Source organism: Synechococcus sp. H60.3, from assembly GCF_047462295.1.
Classification (GTDB): Bacteria; Cyanobacteriota; Cyanobacteriia; order Thermostichales; family Thermostichaceae; genus Thermostichus.
In genome coordinates this window covers 26,472-44,094 of the sequence record NZ_JANSIY010000003.1, presented here as the reverse complement: position 1 = coordinate 44,094, position 17,623 = coordinate 26,472, and the positions used below count along the sequence as shown (strand labels likewise).

The following is a 17,623-nucleotide window of genomic DNA, read 5'->3' as shown; positions in this document are numbered from 1 at the left end:
CCGACGGCACCCAACCTTCCCCAGGCGCAAGCCCCCAATCTGCCTGCCGGCCCGGTTAAGCTGGACACTTCCCTGCCCAACCCGGCGGTGCTGCAGATGGATGGCAGCGTCACCATGGTTCGCCTTGTCTTGGCCTTGAAGTCAGGCTACAGCCAGCGCAACCCCGGCATTCCCCTCACCTACGGGATCCCGGATGGCAAACCCAACGGCTCCAATGCCGGCCTCAAGGCCCTCATGGAAGGCCGCATCCAGATGGCCGCCAGCTCCCGCCCCCTCAATGCCAGCGAAGTGCAGGCCGGTTTGCAGGCGATCCCGGTGGCCAAAGATGCCCTGGCGGTGGCGGTGGGGGTGAACAACCCCTACAAAGGCGGCCTGACGCTGCAGCAATTGGCCGATATCTTCCAGGGTCGGATCACCAACTGGAGTCAGGTGGGCGGCCCGGATCGCCCAATTCGCGTTCTCAACCGCGCCCCCCAGAGCGGCACCTACACTGTCTTCCAAGAGCTGGTGTTACTGGGGCTGCCCTTTGCCCCCGACAACCCGCCCTACTTCACCACCGCCACTGAAGATGTCACCACTCCCCTTCTGCGGGCTTTGGGAGAAGACGGCATCACCTACAGCACTGTGGATCAGGTGCAGAACCAGCAAACGGTGAGGATGGTGCCCATTGATGGCCAAATGCCCACTCGCGAGGCCATTCAAAGTGGCCGCTATCCTTTGGCCCGCAACGTATTTTTGGTGGTGCCGCCAAAAACCAGCCCCGTGGTGGCTGACTTCATCAACTACGCCCTCTCCGACCAAGGCCAACAAATTATTGGCCGCACCGAGTTCATCCCGCTGCGCTAGCTAGCCTAGCGATTGGCTCGGTAAAGCAGTCCCAGTCCCACTGCGGAGCAGATGAAGTTGGGCAACCAAGCTGCCACCTCCGGCCCCAGCGTCCCGATCTGCCCCAGCGCCTGGCTGACAAACAGCAGCACGTAGTAGGCAAAGATAATCAGCACGCTGAGGCCCAGGCCCAGAGAAGAACTGGTGCGCTGGGGGCGCAGGCCCAGAGGCGCCCCGATCAAGGTGAAGGCCAGACAGGCAAAGGGAATGGCGTACTTTTGGCTGAGGTTGACCTGGAGGCGGCGTACCCGCTGCAGATCCCCTGAGCTGGCGATGACCTCAATGTAGCGGCGCAGCTCTTGAATGTTCATCTCCTCGGGGCTGCGAACCTCCTGGGCCAAATCCAGCGGCGCCCGCGACAGACGCAGCTCCTGCCGAGCAAAGGTGGCGATGTTGCTGTAGGTGCCGTCGGGCGAAACGAGGTAGGTGGTGCCCTCTTCAAACACCCAGAGGTTCTCCTGGGGATCCCAGCGCCCCCGTTGCGCCAGGAGAATTTGGCTGAGAGCCTCGTTGGAAAAATCGAGGACAATGACGCCGCGCATCTGCTGGCCATCGAAGCTGCGGGCATAGAACTGACGGGTTAGCCCTTGCCGGCGGGAAAAACTGCCGTCCGGCTCGGGCGTAAGGATCTCGCCAAACTCTTGGTAAAGGATGTTCTCGCGGCGAAAGTCCGGATCCCGGTTCAAAGCACGGTTTAAAGTCAGGGCCGCCTGGCGGTTGCTCACCGGCACCACCAGCTCGTTGAAGAGAAACGTTAACGTCGTCACCAAGAGGCTGAGGAGGAGAGCAGGCACCACCAGACGGTAGAGGCTCACGCCGCAGGCGCGCAGGGCAGTGATCTCGTTATCAGCAGACAGGCGCCCATAGGCCAGCAGTGTTGCCAGCAACATGGACATGGGGAACGTCAGGACGATGATCCCCGGTGCCCGCAACACAAACACTTGCAACGCTGCCGAAAGGGACAGCCCCGCCTCTACCACCAGGCGCACCAGCTCAAACAGGGATCCCACTGCCATCACCAGGGTGGTAAACGTCCCCACCCCAAACAGAAAAGGCAGCAGCATCTCCGAGACGACGTAGCGATCCATCAGGCCTACCGCACAGACGAGGGAGAGCCTGGGGCAGGACTGCTCAACCGAATAAGGAGTGGGGGGAGAAGAGAGTTTCACGCAGCCCAAGGAAGTAGTAGCTAGGACAGCCAGCCCTTCGGGAGAGCCGAAGGCTGTTAACGACTCTAGACTGGAACGTTGGGGAACGAAAGGTTGATTGCCCCCCTAGATCGACCTATGATTGTGCAAAAGTGTGCTCAGAATTAGCCTTGGGCCTGGCCGGTTATTTCTGCAAAATCTCCGAGCATGGCTCCTGCTCTCCCCAATCTCAAAGGCTTGCTGGAAAGACTCCTGGAGCTGCGCCGGCAAGTGGTCGAGGGATCCCAGACCTACCTGGCCGCTTGGGGCTGTTCTGCAGATCCTCCTGCAGCCCTCTGCAACCTGGCGCGCTACCTGGCGCTGCGCCAACACGATCTGCGCAACCTGCAATTGGAGCTGGCTGCTGTGGGGCTGTCCTCGCTGGGACGGTGTGAATCGCGGGTTTTGGAGAGCCTGGATGCGGTGATTGCCATTTTGGCAGCCACGCAGGGCCTAAGCCACAAGGGGCCCAGCTATGAGGAGTTTTACGCTGGAGACATGGCGCTGGAGCAGCACACTGCGGTTCTCTTTGGCCCTCCCTCCGCCCACCGCCGCGCCCGCATCATGGTAACCCTGCCCGGCGAAGCTGCCGAGCAGCCAGAGCTGCTGCTGCAACTGTTGCAGCGGGGCATGGATGTAGCGCGAATCAACTGCGCCCACGACGATCCCTCGGGGTGGGAGAAAATGGTGGCCCACTTGCGCTGGGCCGAAGCCCAGACCCAACGGCGCTGCAAGATTTTGTTCGACCTGGCCGGCCCCAAGATCCGCACTGGCCCGGTGGCCATGCCCCCCGGCAAAGCCAAGGTGTACTGCGGGGATCGCATCCTGCTCACGGCAGCCATGCCGCCGGTCAACTCTGACATCCCCTGCCAGGTGGCTTGCACCCTGCCCGAGGTTTTGGCAAACCTGCAGGTGGGAGCAACTGTTTGGATCGACGACGGCAAAATTGGCGCCCGCGTCGTGGGGATCGAGCCGGCGGGCGTGGTGCTGGAGGTGGACAAAGTTGCTCCCCAGGGCAAGAAGTTGCGAGCCGAAAAAGGCCTCAACTTTCCCGACAGCCAACTCCCAATCCAGCCCCTGACCGAGAAAGACCGCCAAGACCTGGACTTTGTGGTGCAGTATGCCGACCTAGTGGGCTATTCCTTTGTCCAGCAGCCGGCGGATTTGCAGGTGCTGTTTGCTGAGCTGGAGCGGTGCCAGGCTCGGCCTGACTTAGGGTTAATCCTGAAAATCGAAACCCGACAAGCGGTGAAAAACCTGCCGGCTCTCATTGCGACGGCTGCTAATAGGCCGCTGGGGGTGATGATTGCCCGGGGAGATCTGGCTGTGGAGATGGGCTGGCTGCGCTTGGGCGAGATCCAGGAGGAACTGCTGTGGATCTGTGAGGCCGCCCATGTGCCCGTGGTGTGGGCTACGCAGGTGCTGGATCAGCTCACCAAAGAGGGCCTGCCCTCGCGGCCTGAGCTTTCCGATGCGGTGATGTCTGCCCGCGCCGAGTGCGTCATGCTCAATAAGGGCCCCTATCTCCTGGAGGCGGTTGCCCTTCTGGATGAGCTGCTGGCTCGGATGCAAGCCCACCAGCACAAGAAAAGCCAACGCCTGCGGGCTTTGTATTCCTGGCAGTAGAGGAAGCTCGTTAGAGGCGGAACTTATCCCCCAGGTAATACTTGCGCACCAAGGGATCCGCCGCCAGCTCTGCTGCCGTGCCCTTGGCCAGGATGGCCCCATCGTTGAGAATGTAGGCCCGGTCGGTGATCTCCAGCGTCTCCCGCACGTTGTGGTCAGTAATCAAAACACCGATGCCCCGCTGCTTAAGTTTGGCCACCACCTCCTGGATATCTGCCACTGCGATGGGATCCACCCCCGCAAAGGGCTCATCCAGCAGCAAAAATTTCGGCCCATGGATCCCGGCCGCCAGGGCGCGGGCAATCTCGGCGCGGCGCCGTTCTCCCCCCGACACCTGCAAACCCAAACTGTGGGCCACATGGGCAATGCGGAACTCCTCCAGCAGGTGGTTGAGGCGCTGCTGCCAGAGGCGGCGAGGCACCCCCGTCTGCTCCATGATCAACAGCAGGTTGTCTTGAATGCTGAGGCGACGAAAGATGCTGGGCTCCTGGGCCAAGTAGCCGATCCCCAAGCGGGCGCGGCGATGCATCGGCAGATGGGTAATATCTTGGTCATCCAGCCAGACATGGCCACGGTTGGGCTGGATCAGGCCGGTCATGATGTAAAAGGTGGTGGTTTTCCCCGCCCCATTGGGCCCCAGCAGCCCCACAACCTCTCCCTGCTGAATGTGCAAGCTGACGTCGCTCACCACCTCACGGCGGCCATAGCGCTTACAGATGTTTTCCAGTCGAATCTGCATAGGATCGGCACAGGGTTGCTGTTCAATGCTGACTAATTTTGGAGGGCTAGTTCCACAGAGGCTTCTCTCCCAAGGCTGACCCGAACTCGACCCCTGATCTAGAGGGGGACGAGCAGAATTGACCACCTGCATGGGAATTGGGAAGATCTTCGGATATGGTTGCCGGACGCCGCAACTGCTCGCGCTGCACCCGGATGGGATCCCTGGCCTTTCCCATGCTCCGCTGTCCAGCTTGCCATTGGCTCAACCTCGACTCCGATCGTCGCTGTCGCCGCTGCGGTTGCTTCCTGCGTTGTCGCCCTCTCCCCTCCTGGGACAGCTTGCCCGTCGCCCGGCCCAGCTCGAGGAAAGGCAAGCCGAACCATCCTCTTCGGCTGGCAATCCGCTGGGATTGTGTCTTGGCTGCCTCGGCGATACTTTCGGTTTTGCTGGGACTGGGGCAACTGTCTTGGCATTGGGTGGAGCCGCTGCTGCAAGATCCTCCCCCGCCCGGCGATAGCCCACCAGCTCTAGGGCGATAAGGCCACAACGTCATCGCAGCTTGAGGGAATTTGTCAATGCGGGAGCCCAGGCAAACCTGTGGAGTGGTCGAAGCCGACGGATGCCACTATCATGTGACCAACGCAGAACAACCCCGCTCTGCCGGATTGTCTCAGTCAACCTTTCATGAGGCTTGATTACCATGAATTTCCATCTCAAAGCTGCCGCCGTTTTAGCGCTACTGACCACAGCAGCCGTGGCCTCCACTGCCGCCGCCACAACCCCCAACGCCTGCTTCTTGCGCTATCTTATCGCTTCCCGAACCTGTCCCAACTGCCGGCTGGGATCCCTCGAGCTGAGCAACCTCGATCTGGCAGAGGCTAACTTCCAGGGTGCCGACCTGATCGAGGCCAACCTGGAGCGCACCATCCTCACTGGCGCCGATCTCAGCCAGTCCTACTTGGTGGGAGCCAATCTGCGGCGCGCCCAGTTGCGTGGCGCCGACCTCAGCGGTGCCTACCTGGAGGGAGCGGACCTGCGGGGTGCCGATTTGCGGGGGGCCGATCTCTCCTCCGCCTCCCTCTACGGCGCCGACTTGCGCGGGGCCGATCTGCGCGATGCCAATCTGACTGGGGCTGACCTGAGCTTTGCCCGCACCTGGGGCACACGCCTGCAGGGCGCCGTTCGGGAATAGCGCAAAAGTCGAGATCAATTCTCGGCTGGCCCACCGCTGACCATTTCCCCTCTCCCAAGGAGGGGGAGGGCCTGGGGGTGAAGGCTCAGTGCGGATGGCGAGACTCGAACTCGCAAGGCAAAGCCACACGCCCCTCAAACGTGCGCGTATACCAATTCCGCCACATCCGCATTCTAGGCTTAACCATCATAGCGGCAGAAGGGCGGAGCTGTTAAGAGGAGGGGCCATTGCAGTACGGGCGAGTTTAGTCTTCTGTCCAAAACCGCTCGGAGAGATACTTGTCGGCCCCATCGCAGAAGATGGTAACCACCACCCCTGCCGAGAGCTGACGCGCCACCTGCAGGGCAGCCACCACATTGGCGCCGGCGGAGATGCCGACCAGCAGGCCCTCCTCCCGAGCCAGGCGTTTTACCATCTTTTGGGCCGCCTCGGTGGAGACCTCGACGTGCCGATCCGGCAGGTTGGGATCGTAGATCTCCGGCTTAAGGGCGGTGGCCATGTGCTTGAGGCCTTCGAGGCCGTGGAAGGGGGAGTCGGGCTGCATGGCGATGATCTGGATATCAGAGCGGTACTCCCGCAGGCGCCGCCCTACCCCCATACAGGTGCCGCTGGTGCCCAGGCCGGCCACGAAGTGGGTGACCTGCCCCTGGGTTTGCTCCCAGATCTCCACCCCTGTGGTCTCGTAGTGGGCCTGCCAGTTGGCGGGGTTGCTGTACTGGTCAGGATAGAAGTAGAGATCGGGGTTTTCGGCGTAGAGGGCGCGGGCTTTCTCGATGGCCCCATCGGAGCCAAGGGCTGGATCCGTGAGCACCAAGTCCACCCCATAGGCAGCGAGGATCTTCTTGCGCTCTGGACTGGCGTTGGCCGGCAGGGCCAGCTTCACCTTGTACCCCAAAGCTGCCCCTATCCAGGCATAGGCGATGCCCGTGTTGCCGCTGGTGGCATCCAGGATGATCTTGCCAGGCCTCAGCTTGCCCTCGCGTTCGCCAGTGCGAATCATGTTCAGGGCCGGGCGATCCTTGACCGAGCCGCCGGGGTTGTACCACTCTGCTTTGCCATACACTCGCACCGATGGCGGCAGTTCAGCAGTAACCCGCCGTAAGCGAATGAGGGGCGTGCCGCCCACCAGCTCAATAGGGCTATCAACCGCAGGGGGCAAGGGGCGAGAAGAAAACACAGTCGGGTACAAGGGGGATCCCTCGCTAGATGGGCACTGGGCTGGACAACCATTGCTCATCTTATCCCGGTGTTGATCGGCTCTTGCCGGCTTTTTCTGGCCCTTCTCCGCGCTTTCCCGAAAACCTCTGGCTAGACTTTAAGATGGGGGTAGAGAAGCACGAGTTCTGGACAGCGGCGTGATGCGGAGGGGCATGGCAGAAGTCGGCATTGTAACCGCGCAACAGTTTGACCGCCGACGAGGCCAGATCCACGTTTACGATGGCGAGGGCAAGGGCAAGTCCCAGGCGGCGTTGGGAGTTGTGCTGCGCTCCATTGGCTTGGGAATCGAAAATGCGGCCCCCAGCCGGGTGTTGCTGGTGCGGTTTCTCAAGGGGCCGGGCCGCACTTATGCGGAGGACGCGGCGATTGCCGCTCTGCAGCGGGGCTTCCCCCACCTCATTGATCAACTGCGCACGGGGCGAGGAGAGTTCTTTGGCCCCGACGAGATCACCAAGTTTGACCGTCAGGAGGCCCGCCGCGGCTGGGATGTGGCCAAGGGGGCGCTGGCGTCCGGATTTTACTCGGTGGTGGTGCTGGACGAGCTGAACCCGGTGCTGGATCTGGGCCTACTGCCGGTGGAGGAGGTCGTCAGCACCCTCAAGCAAAAGCCGGAGGAGATGGAAGTTATCATCACCGGGCGGGGCGCCCCCAAGGAAATTATCGACCTGGCCGATCTGCACTCAGAAATGCGCAGCGTCCGTCGGGCGACGGATCCCCAGAATGGCCAGCCCCCCCTCAGCGGCATTGAGATTTACACCGGCAACGGCAAGGGCAAGTCCACCAGCGCTCTGGGACGGGCTCTGCAGGCTATTGGGCGTGGCATCAGCAAGGATCTCTCCCACCGGGTGTTGATCATGCAGTGGCTCAAAGGGGGGACGGGCTACACGGAAGATGCGGCCATTCGGGCCTTGCGGGAGAGCTACCCTGATCTAGTGGATCACCAGCGCTGCGGCCGCGATGCCATTGTCTGGCGGGGCAAGCAGCAGGAAATCGATTATGTAGAGGCAGAGCGAGGCTGGGAGTTGGCACGGGCGGCCATTGCCTCCGGGCTTTACAAAACCATCATTCTGGATGAGCTCAACCCCACGGTGGATCTGGAGCTATTGGACGTGGAGCCGATTGTTGAGGCTTTGCTGCGCAAGCCGCGCGACACGGAGATCATCATCACAGGGCGCTGCCATGCTCCTTTGCCCTACTTTGAGCTGGCCTCTGTCCATTCGGAAATGGTGAGCCACAAGCACTATGCCGAGCAAGGCGCGGATCTGCGGCGCGGGGTGGACTATTGAGCAAGAGAATGGAATCCTTGACAGCGCCTATGCAGGTCAGTGGCTTCCCAGATGCGAGGGCAGTGGCCCAGTTGCTACTTGCTCTTTTCCAGACGGAGGTGTGGGTGGAGGGCAAGGAGCGGGTTCCCCAAGGCCCGCTGCTGGTGGTGAGCAACCATCGCAGCTTTTTGGATGCGCCGGTGCTGATCGCGGGGCTGGATCGACCAATTCGTTTTGCCTGCCACTACTACCTATCCCAGGTGCCCCTCTTGCGGGAGATCGCCTTGGCGCTGGGGTGTATCCCCCTCCAGCAGGGATCCTGGCCGCAGATTCACTTTTTTCGCCAGGCTCAGGCCACGTTGGCAGCGGGCGGAGGGGTGGGAATTTTCCCGGAAGGGGCAGACCAGATTACCCGCGAGACCTCACCCCAGGAGGTGGGACGGTTCCAGCCGGGCTTTGCCCATCTGGCCTTGGCTGCCAAGGTGGATCCTCTGCCAATCCTGCCGGTGGCCGTGTGGGCCCAGGAAGAGTGGCGGGGGATGGATATTCCCATGGCTTTTTTCCGCTGGTTTGATCCCAGCGAGCCCAGGTTTCAGCAGCAAGGAGGGCACCCGGTGGTGATCTATCGCCGGGTGGTGCTCAAGGTGGGATCCCCTCTCTGGGTGAGGGGAGAAGGGCGCTATACCTGCCGCCAGGAGAGGCTGCAGCTAATTCAGGAGTTAACGGCAGCCGCCCGCGAACAGGTGCGCTTGGGGTTGGCAAGGAGATGGAAAAATTGAAGGGTAAGCCCACCGCCTCTATTCCAAGCCACCAGAAGCGGCCCCCGCTGTTCTATTTGCCGGGTATGGATGGCACAGGCCAATTGTTTTACCGGCAGGCGCAGGCTCTGCAAGCCGAGTTTCACGTCCGCCCTTTGAGCCTAAACCACCCCGAAGCGGGAAATAGCTGGGAGAGCCTGGCCGATTGGGTGGGATCCCAACTGGAAGAGGGGGCCTATCTGTGCGGCGAATCCTTTGGGGCCTGTCTGGCGTTGGCCGTTGCCGCCCAGCAGCCGGAGCGCTGTCGTGGCCTCATCTTGGTCAACCCGGCCTCATCCCTGCGGCGCCGGCCCTGGTGGTGGGCGGGCCATGTTCTCCTGCCCTTTTTGCCGCCAGCGCTCTACCACCAGATGGCGGAGCGGGGGCTGGGATTTTTGGCGGAGCTAAGCCAAATGGAGCCGCCGGATCGGGAGCGGTTGCGCCAGGCCGTACACAGCGTTGCTCCCGAGGTGGCTGCCCAGCGCCTGGCCTTGCTGGGATCCTTTGTTGTGGAAGAGCTGCCCCTGGAGTCGATGAGGCTGCCAACCCTGCTGGTGGCGGGGGAGCGGGATCGCCTCCTACCCTCGGTGCAGGAGGTGCAGCGTTTGGCGGAGCGACTGCCCCAGGCTCAGGTGGAGATCTCGCCTTTGAGCGGTCATGCCTGCCTTCTGGAGCGGCAGATGAACCTGCGGCGCTACTTGCTCAAGCCCGATGGGGTTTTTGCCCCGCTACTGCTTAATTCCGCTCCAGCGCATTGAGCAGGGGGAGGGATCCCCACAAGTTTTCGATTCGCTCTTGGCAGGCGCTATCTTTCCCTTCTCGATCCAGCCAAAGGGCTCTCAAGCCTGCTGCCTTGGCCCCTTGGTAGTCTTCGCGGTAGCTGTCGCCAATGTGCCAGGCAGCGGCAGGCGGGATCCCTTGGGTCTCTAGGGCAGCTTGGAAGATGCGGGGATCGGGCTTGGCATGGCCCACCTGGGTGGAGAGGGTGAGGCTGGAAAAATAGCCCTCCAACTGCAGTGCCTGCAGCACCTTGGGCAGGCGGCTGTCGAAGTTGGAGATCACCCCCAGCCGGATCCCTTCCCCCTGGAGGGCCTGGAGAACCGGCAGCGTCTCCGGATACAGTTCCCAGGGATCCGCCCCGGCAAAATACTCGAAAAGGCGGGCAAAAAACGCCTCAAACCGTTCCTCCCCAAAAGCAGCCAGGGATCCCACCCCTGCAAAAGTCTGGCGCACCACCTGCCGCCACCAGGCCCGCTCCCAAGCCAGCAAAGAGGATCCCAACAGACCGGCACAGGCTGGCGGCGGAGCGCTGGCAAAAGCTTGGGCAAAGGCGCGATTCAGCGCCTGCGGATCCACCGATACCCCATACGCTGCTGCCACCTGGCTGTAGGCCTGGCCGACGCTGCCCCGCACCCGAAACAGCGTGCCCACGGCATCGAAGAAGATTACCCTCGGCCTCACTGCTGGCTCTCGTAGCGGGCGTAGGCATCCACAATCCGCTGCACCAGGGGGTGGCGTACCACATCCCGCTGGTCAAAGTAGCAAAAGGCAACTCCCTCCACCCCGGCCAGGATGCGCTCCGCAGCCGCTAGGCCCGACAGGCGATGTTTGCCCAGATCCGTTTGGGTGAGATCCCCGGTAACCACCATGCGCGACCGAAACCCCAGGCGGGTGAGCGCCATCTTCATCTGCTCCGGGGTGGTGTTCTGGGCTTCGTCCAGAATGATGAAAGCATTGCTCAGGGTGCGACCGCGCATGTAGGCCAGCGGCACCACCTCGATCACCCCTTGTTCCATCAACTGGGGCAGTTTGGCCGGATCGATAAACTCAAACAGAGCATCGTAGAGGGGCCGTAGATAGGGATCCACCTTCTCTACCAGATCCCCAGGCAAGAACCCCAGCTTCTCCCCTGCTTCCACCGCAGGGCGAGTGAGGATCAGGCGCTCATACTCGCGGTTTTGCAAGGCCGTGATGGCCACGACGGCAGCTAGATAGGTTTTGCCGGTGCCCGCCGGCCCAATGCCGAAGCAAAGGTCGTGAGCTCGGATGGCTCGCACGTACTCCTGTTGACGGGGCGTCTTGGGCCGGATCAGCTCTCCCTTGCGGGTGCGGGCCAGAACACTTACCTGCGCCTGATGATAGGCGTCAGCTTCTTGGTTAGAGAGGGCGCGAAAGGCTTGTTCGGCATCGATCACAGTAACAGGGTGTCCAGTTTGCCAAAGCGGTCTCAGCAATTCTAGCCACTGCCGCACCTGCTGCCGCTGTTGAGGTGTGCCCCTTAGGTACAGGTCTTGTCCTCGCAGCGTTACCGAGGCGCCGCTACAGCGGCTGATCCACTTCAGGTTGGCCTCCTGCACGCCCGCCAGAGACATAGCCTGCCGCGGATCCAACAAAGAGATGATCTCCAGATCGGTGGGAGCGGAAGAAGTCGAGTTGTTGTGCATGCCGTGGGCGCTGCGCGCCCTAAAACCTGTGATGGCGATTCTATCAAAACTGCCGGACAGCACGCTTCGGCCTCTGGACAACCGTTGCAAACCCCCCAGACTGACTTCAGGAAGCTGAACAAAGAGGATTTGACACTCCCACCGACTAAAGTCAGGGGATTCTTACGCAGTCCACAATCGGACTCGTAAAGGCGTTGTCAAGACGCCCCTAGACGGTTCCTTGGAACCAAGTCTCAAGGTTCCGCTTACTTGTTGACTGACAGCACTGTCCGGGTCTTTCACCGGGGTGGGTGCTTACTTAGCAGCAGTTATAGCATTGAACAGCAGCTAAAGCTGCTCTAAGGCTTTTCCGCCCCGCATTCAAGTACGGGGCTACCAAGCTACTCTGCTGTGTTCTGGAACACAAACTGGGAAAACTTACACCAATCGGGATTTGGATTCAGCTTTTGCTCATAACTGAAGTTACAAGGAGTTAACAGAACGCTGAGGATATCTAAAAAGATATTGCAAGTAACTTTTTTCTTCTAGAAAAGCTCTTACCCATCAAGTAAAGTTGATCTGACAATTGATGGGGCCTAGGTTGACTTCGTGCCCCGTTTTTCATGTTGTCGCTTCCATGTAGGGAAGAGGAGTTAACGGAATGGCTTAGAAAAGAGCTCTCTGCTCCTTGAGTTTTTGTTTGATAAAGCTTCTCAAGTGACCTAGATTTGCCGGAGGATGGTCTCTCAGTAGACCTCCAGAAGGGGAATCTGGGATCGGCTTGGTTCTTAGTTTGTCTTGAGACATCACATCCAAAAAGATTGCAAGAGAAAAGGAGACGGCATGTCTGTTCAATCTGCTGCACCCAATACCTTAGAACTGCCGCAAATGAACTTAAGGCAAGATTCGGCCCAAGTTCCGCCCCAGATTACTTGTGATGGCAGCGACTTGGACTGGAGCCAAGCCGTGGTGATTGAGGGCGCGCAGCCCCAAGAGGGGGAGTTGCAGGGCTGGATCGCCTTTTACGGCCTGCGGGTCAACCACGAGCCGGGCAATATCTTGCACTGGCAAGGACGCCCGCTGCGGGCCAGCCGCCTGCGCTTTTTTGTGAAAAATGTGGCTTGGCGCTACGGCTTTTCCTTCTCCACCAGCATCCGCTCGCCTCTGGGCAAAGGGATCCCGACCCCGCCAGAGTGGCGCTACCCGGGTCTTTGCCGCTACGGCCTCGTGCTGTTTCAGCCCAACGCCCAACTGGTGGCCCATCAGGTTTGGGAATCCTCGCCGGAGCAGCCCCAAGAGGTGGATCTGGATCCCAATTTGGATATCGCCTTCAACGTCAACGATGCCAAGGGCAGCTACGGCGACAACAGCGGCAGCTTCGATATCTATGTGCAGGTGGTGAGCTGAGTTCCGGAAGGGATCCCGCTCGAGAACAGTTGCCGGGTGGGATCCCATCTTCTACAATGGGTGAACTAGCAGCTGGATCCCAGCTTGCTGGGGTCTCTGCCGCTCTGGAGAGGTGGCTGAGTGGTCGAAAGCGGCTTCCTGCTAAGAAGTTACGGGGCCCAAAAGCTCCGTCGAGGGTTCGAATCCCTCCCTCTCCGTTGCCGTGGCTAGTTCCTAGCCGCCCTTTCTGCTGATGGAGGGCACCGATGGGTCAGGTGTGGCTTCTAAGTCAGTGGGGAGTGGCGCTCTGGCTCAACCTGGCCTTGGTGGCGCTGGCTCTGCTGATCCCGCAAAGGGCGTTGACGCGGGCTGGGGTTCTCCATGCAGGCTTGCTTGGCCTGCTGGTGTGGGGGGGCCTGGGGTGGCGGGGTTACCTAGTAGTAGCCGCCTATTTTTTAGTCGGCACCGCCGTCACCCGGCTGGGGATCCGGCGCAAGCAGGCGCAGGGGATCGCCGAGAAGCGGGAGGGGGCGCGAGGGCCGGAAAATGTCTGGGGATCTGCCCTGACGGGGGCTGCCTGTGCGGTGGGATATGCACTTTTTGCCCATCCCCTCTGGTGGTTGGGGTATAGCGCCAGCTTCGCCGCCAAGTTGGCCGATACCGTCAGCAGCGAAGTGGGAAAAGCCTACGGACGCCAGACCTTTTTGATCACCACCTTTCAGCCGGTGCCGGCGGGCACAGAGGGAGCTGTGAGCCTGGAGGGATCCCTGGCAGGGATGGCGGCAGCGGTAGGGATGGCCACGTTGGCCTGGGGGATCGGTGGGGAGTGGGTAAGAGGAGACCCGTTTTGGCTGGGCATTTGCTGTCTGGGTGGGATTCTGGCCACCTTGGCAGAAAGCTGGATGGGGGTGGTGTTGCAACCTCGCCTGGCTTGGATGAGCAATGAAGTGGTGAACGGCATTCAAACGACCCTAGCAGCTCTCCTGGCCGTGGGATTGGGAGCGCTTTTGGGGATCGGATCCTAAAAAGGGGCCCCTCACCCCCAACCCCTCTCCCTCAGGGAGAGGGGAGTTGGAGCGGCGCCTTCGCGACAGCGTTGTGTAGCAATAACGAGGCAAGGAACCGTTTCGTTGCTGTTTGGAATGACTGTTTTTTGAGAGTGAGAATGGCTATGCGAAGCAAGAAATAAAAAAGAGGGAGAAGCTCTCCCTCCGCGCTGATTGACTGGGAATTAGACCAATTGCCCCGAACCTCTCTTAGCGTAGGCCGCTGGGCTTGTAAACCAAGAAGCTGAGTACCTGGCACTGCTTGATGTTGTCGAAACCCACCACACGGATGAAGCAATTGGGGTAGGCGCTGCGGCAGGCCTGTACCTCGGTCAGCACCTCCTGGGGAGAAGTGGCGCTGAAGAGGGGCAGCTTCCACAGAGTCCAGTAGCGAACCGTCGGTTCAGAGGATTCGTTGAATTCAATGGCAGGGATGTAGCCCTGATCCAAGATGTACTGCACCTGCTTGATAATTTGCAGATCCGTTAGCGGCGGCAGGTAAGAAAGGGTTTCGTAGTGGCGCTCTTTCGGTAAGGTTTGCATGACTAAAGTTACTCCGTTTCAGGTGTAGGGTTCTGTAGAGGGGATCCTGCTTCCGGGTGCGTGACCGGCAGGGATCCCGGCGCGGAGGTCAGCCGTTCCAGGTGGCTACGGCGGTGTTCCATGTTGGCCTGTTGAATGCCGGTCTTGGCCATTTCCGGCAGGTAGTCCACCACCTCCGCCGCAATGTGCTCGCGAACGGTCATGATGCGATAGGCCAGGTCAGGCCGCTCTGCCAGCAAAGCCCGCAGGTAGGTTTCCCCCTCCTGAAGGTTTTGCCGGGCCGAGAACTGCTGCAGCCAAAGAGCCCTAGGAGGATCCGTCTCGCTCAGTTGGGCCAGCACCGTGCGCATCGCCTGATAGGTCAGGTAGCTGATCAAGGTTTTGGCCGTATCTTTGGCGATCTGTTTCAGATCCATGACCAGTCCAGGGGCAAGCCGAAGCAGCGGGGCAAGAGAACGGTGGGGATCCCTTGCCCCCGGCAGATCTTTCTTTAAAGCGTATCGACGGGCTTGAATTCGAACTTGATCTCCTTCCACAGCTCGCAGGCAGCCGCCAGCTCTGGCGACCACTTGGCTGCTTCGCGGATGATGTCGTTGCCCTCGCGGGCCAGATCCCGACCTTCATTGCGGGCCTGGATGCAGGCTTCCAAGGCCACCCGGTTGGCCGTCGCGCCTGGAGCGTTCCCCCAGGGGTGTCCCAGGGTTCCGCCCCCAAACTGTAGCACCGCGTCGTCGCCGAAGATCTCCACCAGCGCTGGCATGTGCCAGACGTGAATGCCACCTGAGGCCACCGGCATCACCCCGGGCATAGAGGCCCAATCTTGGGTGAAGAAAATGCCACGAGAGCGGTCGGCCTCCACGTAGTTTTCCCGCATGAGATCCACAAAGCCCATGGTGATGGCGCGGTCGCCCTCCAATTTGCCCACCACCGTACCGGCATGCAGGTGGTCGCCACCGGACATGCGCAAGCACTTGGCCAGCACCCGGAAGTGGATGCCATGGTTTTTCTGCCGGTCAATCACGGCGTGCATGGCGCGGTGAATGTGCAGCAGGATGCCGTTGTCGCGGCACCACTTAGCCAAGCTGGTGTTGGCGGTAAATCCGGCAGTCAGGTAGTCGTGCATGATGATGGGGGCGCCAATCTCCTTGGCAAACTCCGCCCGTTTGAACATCTCCTCACAAGTGGGCGCCGTCACGTTCAGGTAGTGCCCCTTGATCTCGCCAGTCTCTGCCTGCGCCTTATGGACAGCCTCCATCACAAAGAGGTAGCGATCCCGCCAGCGCTGGAAGGGCTGGGAGTTGATGTTTTCGTCGTCTTTGGTGAAGTCCAGACCACCCCGCAGCGCCTCGTACACAGCCCGTCCGTAGTTTTTGGCGGAAAGGCCCAGCTTGGGCTTGATGGTGCAGCCCAGCAGCGGGCGGCCGTACTTATTCAATTTGTCCCGCTCCACCTGAATGCCGTGGGGAGGGCCCTGGAAGGTCTTCAGGTACGCCACCGGGATCCGCACATCCTCTAGCCGCAACGCTTTCAAGGCCTTGAAGCCGAAGACGTTGCCCACGATCGAGGTGAGCATGTTGGTGACCGAGCCTTCCTCGAACAGATCCAGCGGATAGGCGACGAAGCAGAAGTATTGATTCTCTTCGCCCGGAACCGGCTCGATGTCGTAGCAGCGGCCCTTATACCGATCCAAGTCGGTGAGCAAATCTGTCCATACCGTTGTCCAGGTGCCGGTCGAGGACTCAGCCGCCACCGCCGCCCCGGCCTCTTCGGGGGGAACGCCCGGCTGAGGAGTAACCCGGAAACAGGCCAGGATATCAGTATCCTTGGGCGTGTAATCGGGCGTGTAATACGTGAGTCGATAATCCTTGACGCCGGCTTGATAGCCCTTTTTGGTTTGGGTTGCTGAGTAGGCCACGTTGATCTCCCTTTAACGCATGACAAAAATGCCATTCACAAATGTAGCCAAGATGCAAAAACCCAGGGGCAAAACCCCAGACCACCGGGTTTTTGGGAATGAGCCTGCCCCACACCTGTGAGGTCATACTTGGGCTTCAAGACACACTTCATCTACACAGATGAAAGTCCTGAACCCTCCTTCTCAAGCGCCTCCAATTGCTAGCTTCGACGCACTGGATTTTGTAAACCCAGTGGGAAGACCTCTAGACAGTGTCTAAGCTAGAATCTCGGCAGATGTAGATCCACACTGGTTTAATCCTAAGTTATCATCCGCAATGATGGGCTGATCATTACTTTCTTTATGAGTTCGATTAGTTTGGTTAAAGTGAGGCTTCTGGCTTGGGGCCGAAAATATAGATTTCTTTGGCTTTCTTAATATCCTTAGGGTGGGATCCCTGAAAAAGGCAAAAGCTCCCTTGAGAAGGGAGCTAGGTGGGTTTGTCTGCAGCGGCCAGAGGGGTTAAGAAACGGCGGCCAAGGATGGTTGGGGTCTCCTGGTAATCACCTGGTCGATGAGGCCGTATTCTTTGGCCTGCTCTGGAGTCATAAAGTTGTCGCGGTCGGTATCGCGTTCGATGCGCTCCAGGGGCTGACCGGTGTGGTAGGCAAGCAGGCTGTTGAGACTGTTTTTGATGAAGAGGATCTCTTTGGCCTGAATCTCAATGTCGGTGGCTGGCCCCTGAGCTCCACCGAGGGGCTGGTGAATCATGATGCGGGCGTGGGGAAGGGCAATGCGTTTGCCTTTGGCGCCCCCTGCCAGCAAAAAGGCTCCCATGCTGGCGGCCAACCCAATGCAGATGGTGGAGACATCCGGCTGAATGTGCTGCATGGTGTCGTAGATGGCCATACCGGCGTAGACGGAGCCGCCAGGAGAGTTGATGTAGAGGTAAATATCTTTCTCGGGGTCTTCGGATTCCAAGTAGAGCATCTGGGCCACGATCAGGTTGGCAATGTCGTCATCCACCTGGGTGCCCAGGAAGATGATCCGATCCCGCAATAGACGCGAGTAGATATCAAAGGCGCGCTCGCCGCGTGCAGATTGCTCGATAACGGTGGGAATCATGCCAGTCCAAGCGATGGGTTATTACTTTTTAGTGTAGTGTAAGCCACCGGACGTCTGCTCCGCCTAGGACGGTTTGCCGCCCCTGGGCCGTACTGTGTTGCTCGGAGCCGGCAGCCTGTAGCGTTGACAGATTGAGGCATAGCATGGATGTGATCCCAGGTGAACCCCTCGTGATTGCCAGCTTGCTGGGCCTGGCTCTGCTGGGGATTTTGATCCTGAACTTGGCAGAACGGGACTCGGGAGACGCCGACTAGGAGAGGACATGAGAAAGATTTAAGTTGACAAAATTAAACCTCCCTCTTTACAATCAAGATC

17 protein-coding genes and 2 tRNA genes are annotated in these 17,623 nt (G+C 60.1%); 9 read left to right on the top strand and 10 right to left on the bottom strand.

The genetic code is table 11. The features are described 5' to 3' along the window. The coding region (locus NW841_RS00930) for a phosphate ABC transporter substrate-binding protein (RefSeq protein WP_414384957.1) at positions 1-846 on the top strand (846 nt) is incomplete at its 5' end. 5 nt (positions 847-851) lie between these two features. Here NW841_RS00930 and NW841_RS00925 read toward each other — a convergent pair. Then, positions 852-1,973, bottom strand: coding sequence for an LptF/LptG family permease (locus NW841_RS00925; RefSeq protein ID WP_414363827.1), 1,122 nt, complete (start codon positions 1,971-1,973; stop codon positions 852-854). Between the two features lie 267 nt (positions 1,974-2,240). Here NW841_RS00925 and NW841_RS00920 point away from each other — a divergent pair, with 267 nt between their 5' ends. Further along, complete coding sequence (locus tag NW841_RS00920) at positions 2,241-3,698, top strand: pyruvate kinase (RefSeq protein ID WP_414370649.1); 1,458 nt, start codon at positions 2,241-2,243, stop codon at positions 3,696-3,698. A gap of 10 nt (positions 3,699-3,708) precedes the next feature. Here the strand turns inward: NW841_RS00920 and lptB are convergent, their stop codons facing one another. Further along, a complete protein-coding gene (gene lptB / locus NW841_RS00915) occupies positions 3,709-4,437 on the bottom strand; it encodes an LPS export ABC transporter ATP-binding protein (RefSeq protein ID WP_414363825.1) in 729 nt (242 codons plus the stop codon). Between the two features lie 682 nt (positions 4,438-5,119). On the opposite strand from lptB, the gene NW841_RS00910 reads away from it, so the two are divergent. Beyond that, on the top strand, positions 5,120-5,611 hold the full coding sequence (locus NW841_RS00910; RefSeq protein WP_414363823.1) for a pentapeptide repeat-containing protein: 492 nt from the start codon (positions 5,120-5,122) through the stop codon (positions 5,609-5,611). Positions 5,612-5,700: 89 nt separating this feature from the next. Here the strand turns inward: NW841_RS00910 and NW841_RS00905 are convergent. Continuing rightward, positions 5,701-5,781: transfer RNA gene (locus NW841_RS00905), tRNA-Leu, on the bottom strand. A gap of 74 nt (positions 5,782-5,855) precedes the next feature. Next, positions 5,856-6,800 carry a PLP-dependent cysteine synthase family protein gene (locus tag NW841_RS00900; RefSeq protein WP_414384955.1) on the bottom strand — a complete coding sequence of 315 codons (945 nt, stop codon included), beginning with the start codon at positions 6,798-6,800 and terminating at the stop codon, positions 5,856-5,858. 181 nt (positions 6,801-6,981) lie between these two features. On the opposite strand from NW841_RS00900, the gene NW841_RS00895 reads away from it, so the two are divergent. The 3 genes from NW841_RS00895 to NW841_RS00885 are packed head-to-tail and all read left to right on the top strand — an operon-like array spanning position 6,982 to position 9,649. After that, positions 6,982-8,115 (top strand): cob(I)yrinic acid a,c-diamide adenosyltransferase, encoded by a 1,134-nt coding sequence (locus tag NW841_RS00895; protein ID WP_414370656.1) that lies wholly within the window; start codon positions 6,982-6,984, stop codon positions 8,113-8,115. Positions 8,116-8,144: 29 nt separating this feature from the next. Beyond that, on the top strand, positions 8,145-8,873 hold the full coding sequence (locus tag NW841_RS00890; RefSeq protein ID WP_414384953.1) for a lysophospholipid acyltransferase family protein: 729 nt from the start codon (positions 8,145-8,147) through the stop codon (positions 8,871-8,873). Next, positions 8,861-9,649 carry an alpha/beta fold hydrolase gene (locus NW841_RS00885; protein ID WP_414384952.1) on the top strand — a complete coding sequence of 263 codons (789 nt, stop codon included), beginning with the start codon at positions 8,861-8,863 and terminating at the stop codon, positions 9,647-9,649. Before NW841_RS00890 ends, NW841_RS00885 begins: the two co-directional genes overlap by 13 nt. Here the strand turns inward: NW841_RS00885 and NW841_RS00880 are convergent. Continuing rightward, entirely contained in the window at positions 9,627-10,352 is a 726-nt protein-coding gene (locus NW841_RS00880; RefSeq protein ID WP_414384951.1) for an HAD-IA family hydrolase, read from the bottom strand. The genes NW841_RS00885 and NW841_RS00880 overlap by 23 nt on opposite strands. Next, on the bottom strand, positions 10,349-11,335 hold the full coding sequence (locus tag NW841_RS00875; RefSeq protein WP_414363817.1) for a PhoH family protein: 987 nt from the start codon (positions 11,333-11,335) through the stop codon (positions 10,349-10,351). The genes NW841_RS00880 and NW841_RS00875 overlap by 4 nt, the downstream gene beginning before the upstream one ends. A gap of 822 nt (positions 11,336-12,157) precedes the next feature. Here NW841_RS00875 and NW841_RS00870 point away from each other — a divergent pair. From NW841_RS00870 to NW841_RS00860, 3 genes are all read left to right on the top strand, one after another. Beyond that, complete coding sequence (locus NW841_RS00870; protein WP_414363816.1) at positions 12,158-12,721, top strand: hypothetical protein; 564 nt, start codon at positions 12,158-12,160, stop codon at positions 12,719-12,721. 106 nt (positions 12,722-12,827) lie between these two features. Then, positions 12,828-12,918, top strand: a tRNA-Ser gene (locus tag NW841_RS00865). Positions 12,919-12,966: 48 nt separating this feature from the next. After that, positions 12,967-13,725: a TIGR00297 family protein gene (locus NW841_RS00860; RefSeq protein WP_414370662.1), complete on the top strand. Its 759-nt coding sequence runs from the start codon at positions 12,967-12,969 to the stop codon at positions 13,723-13,725. A 231-nt stretch (positions 13,726-13,956) separates the two neighbouring features. On the opposite strand, the gene NW841_RS00855 is transcribed toward NW841_RS00860, so the two are convergent. The 4 genes from NW841_RS00855 to clpP form a co-directional block, all read right to left on the bottom strand. Further along, complete coding sequence (locus tag NW841_RS00855) at positions 13,957-14,289, bottom strand: ribulose bisphosphate carboxylase small subunit (protein ID WP_414363814.1); 333 nt, start codon at positions 14,287-14,289, stop codon at positions 13,957-13,959. Positions 14,290-14,297: 8 nt separating this feature from the next. After that, a complete protein-coding gene (gene rcbX / locus NW841_RS00850; RefSeq protein WP_414363813.1) occupies positions 14,298-14,705 on the bottom strand; it encodes a RuBisCO chaperone RbcX in 408 nt (135 codons plus the stop codon). Positions 14,706-14,779: 74 nt separating this feature from the next. Continuing rightward, complete coding sequence (locus NW841_RS00845; RefSeq protein ID WP_414363812.1) at positions 14,780-16,204, bottom strand: form I ribulose bisphosphate carboxylase large subunit; 1,425 nt, start codon at positions 16,202-16,204, stop codon at positions 14,780-14,782. Positions 16,205-16,705: 501 nt separating this feature from the next. Further along, the gene (clpP, locus tag NW841_RS00840) at positions 16,706-17,308 is read right to left on the bottom strand and encodes an ATP-dependent Clp endopeptidase proteolytic subunit ClpP (RefSeq protein WP_011430060.1); all 603 of its coding nucleotides are present in this window, start codon (positions 17,306-17,308) and stop codon (positions 16,706-16,708) included. Positions 17,309-17,623 lie beyond the last annotated feature (315 nt).

Excerpts from the sequence above, each read along its gene's own strand:
- NW841_RS00925 (WP_414363827.1), bottom strand. The coding sequence starts at position 1,973 with ATGGATCGCTACGTCGTCTCGGAGATGCTGCTGCCTTTTCTGTTTGGG.
- NW841_RS00920 (WP_414370649.1), top strand. The coding sequence starts at position 2,241 with ATGGCTCCTGCTCTCCCCAATCTCAAAGGCTTGCTGGAAAGACTCCTG.
- lptB (WP_414363825.1), bottom strand. The coding sequence starts at position 4,437 with ATGCAGATTCGACTGGAAAACATCTGTAAGCGCTATGGCCGCCGTGAG.
- NW841_RS00910 (WP_414363823.1), top strand. The coding sequence starts at position 5,120 with ATGAATTTCCATCTCAAAGCTGCCGCCGTTTTAGCGCTACTGACCACA.
- NW841_RS00895 (WP_414370656.1), top strand. The coding sequence starts at position 6,982 with ATGGCAGAAGTCGGCATTGTAACCGCGCAACAGTTTGACCGCCGACGA.
- NW841_RS00890 (WP_414384953.1), top strand. The coding sequence starts at position 8,145 with ATGCAGGTCAGTGGCTTCCCAGATGCGAGGGCAGTGGCCCAGTTGCTA.
- NW841_RS00885 (WP_414384952.1), top strand. The coding sequence starts at position 8,861 with ATGGAAAAATTGAAGGGTAAGCCCACCGCCTCTATTCCAAGCCACCAG.
- NW841_RS00875 (WP_414363817.1), bottom strand. The coding sequence starts at position 11,335 with ATGCACAACAACTCGACTTCTTCCGCTCCCACCGATCTGGAGATCATC.
- NW841_RS00870 (WP_414363816.1), top strand. The coding sequence starts at position 12,158 with ATGTCTGTTCAATCTGCTGCACCCAATACCTTAGAACTGCCGCAAATG.
- NW841_RS00860 (WP_414370662.1), top strand. The coding sequence starts at position 12,967 with ATGGGTCAGGTGTGGCTTCTAAGTCAGTGGGGAGTGGCGCTCTGGCTC.
- NW841_RS00855 (WP_414363814.1), bottom strand. The coding sequence starts at position 14,289 with ATGCAAACCTTACCGAAAGAGCGCCACTACGAAACCCTTTCTTACCTG.
- rcbX (WP_414363813.1), bottom strand. The coding sequence starts at position 14,705 with ATGGATCTGAAACAGATCGCCAAAGATACGGCCAAAACCTTGATCAGC.
- clpP (WP_011430060.1), bottom strand. The coding sequence starts at position 17,308 with ATGATTCCCACCGTTATCGAGCAATCTGCACGCGGCGAGCGCGCCTTT.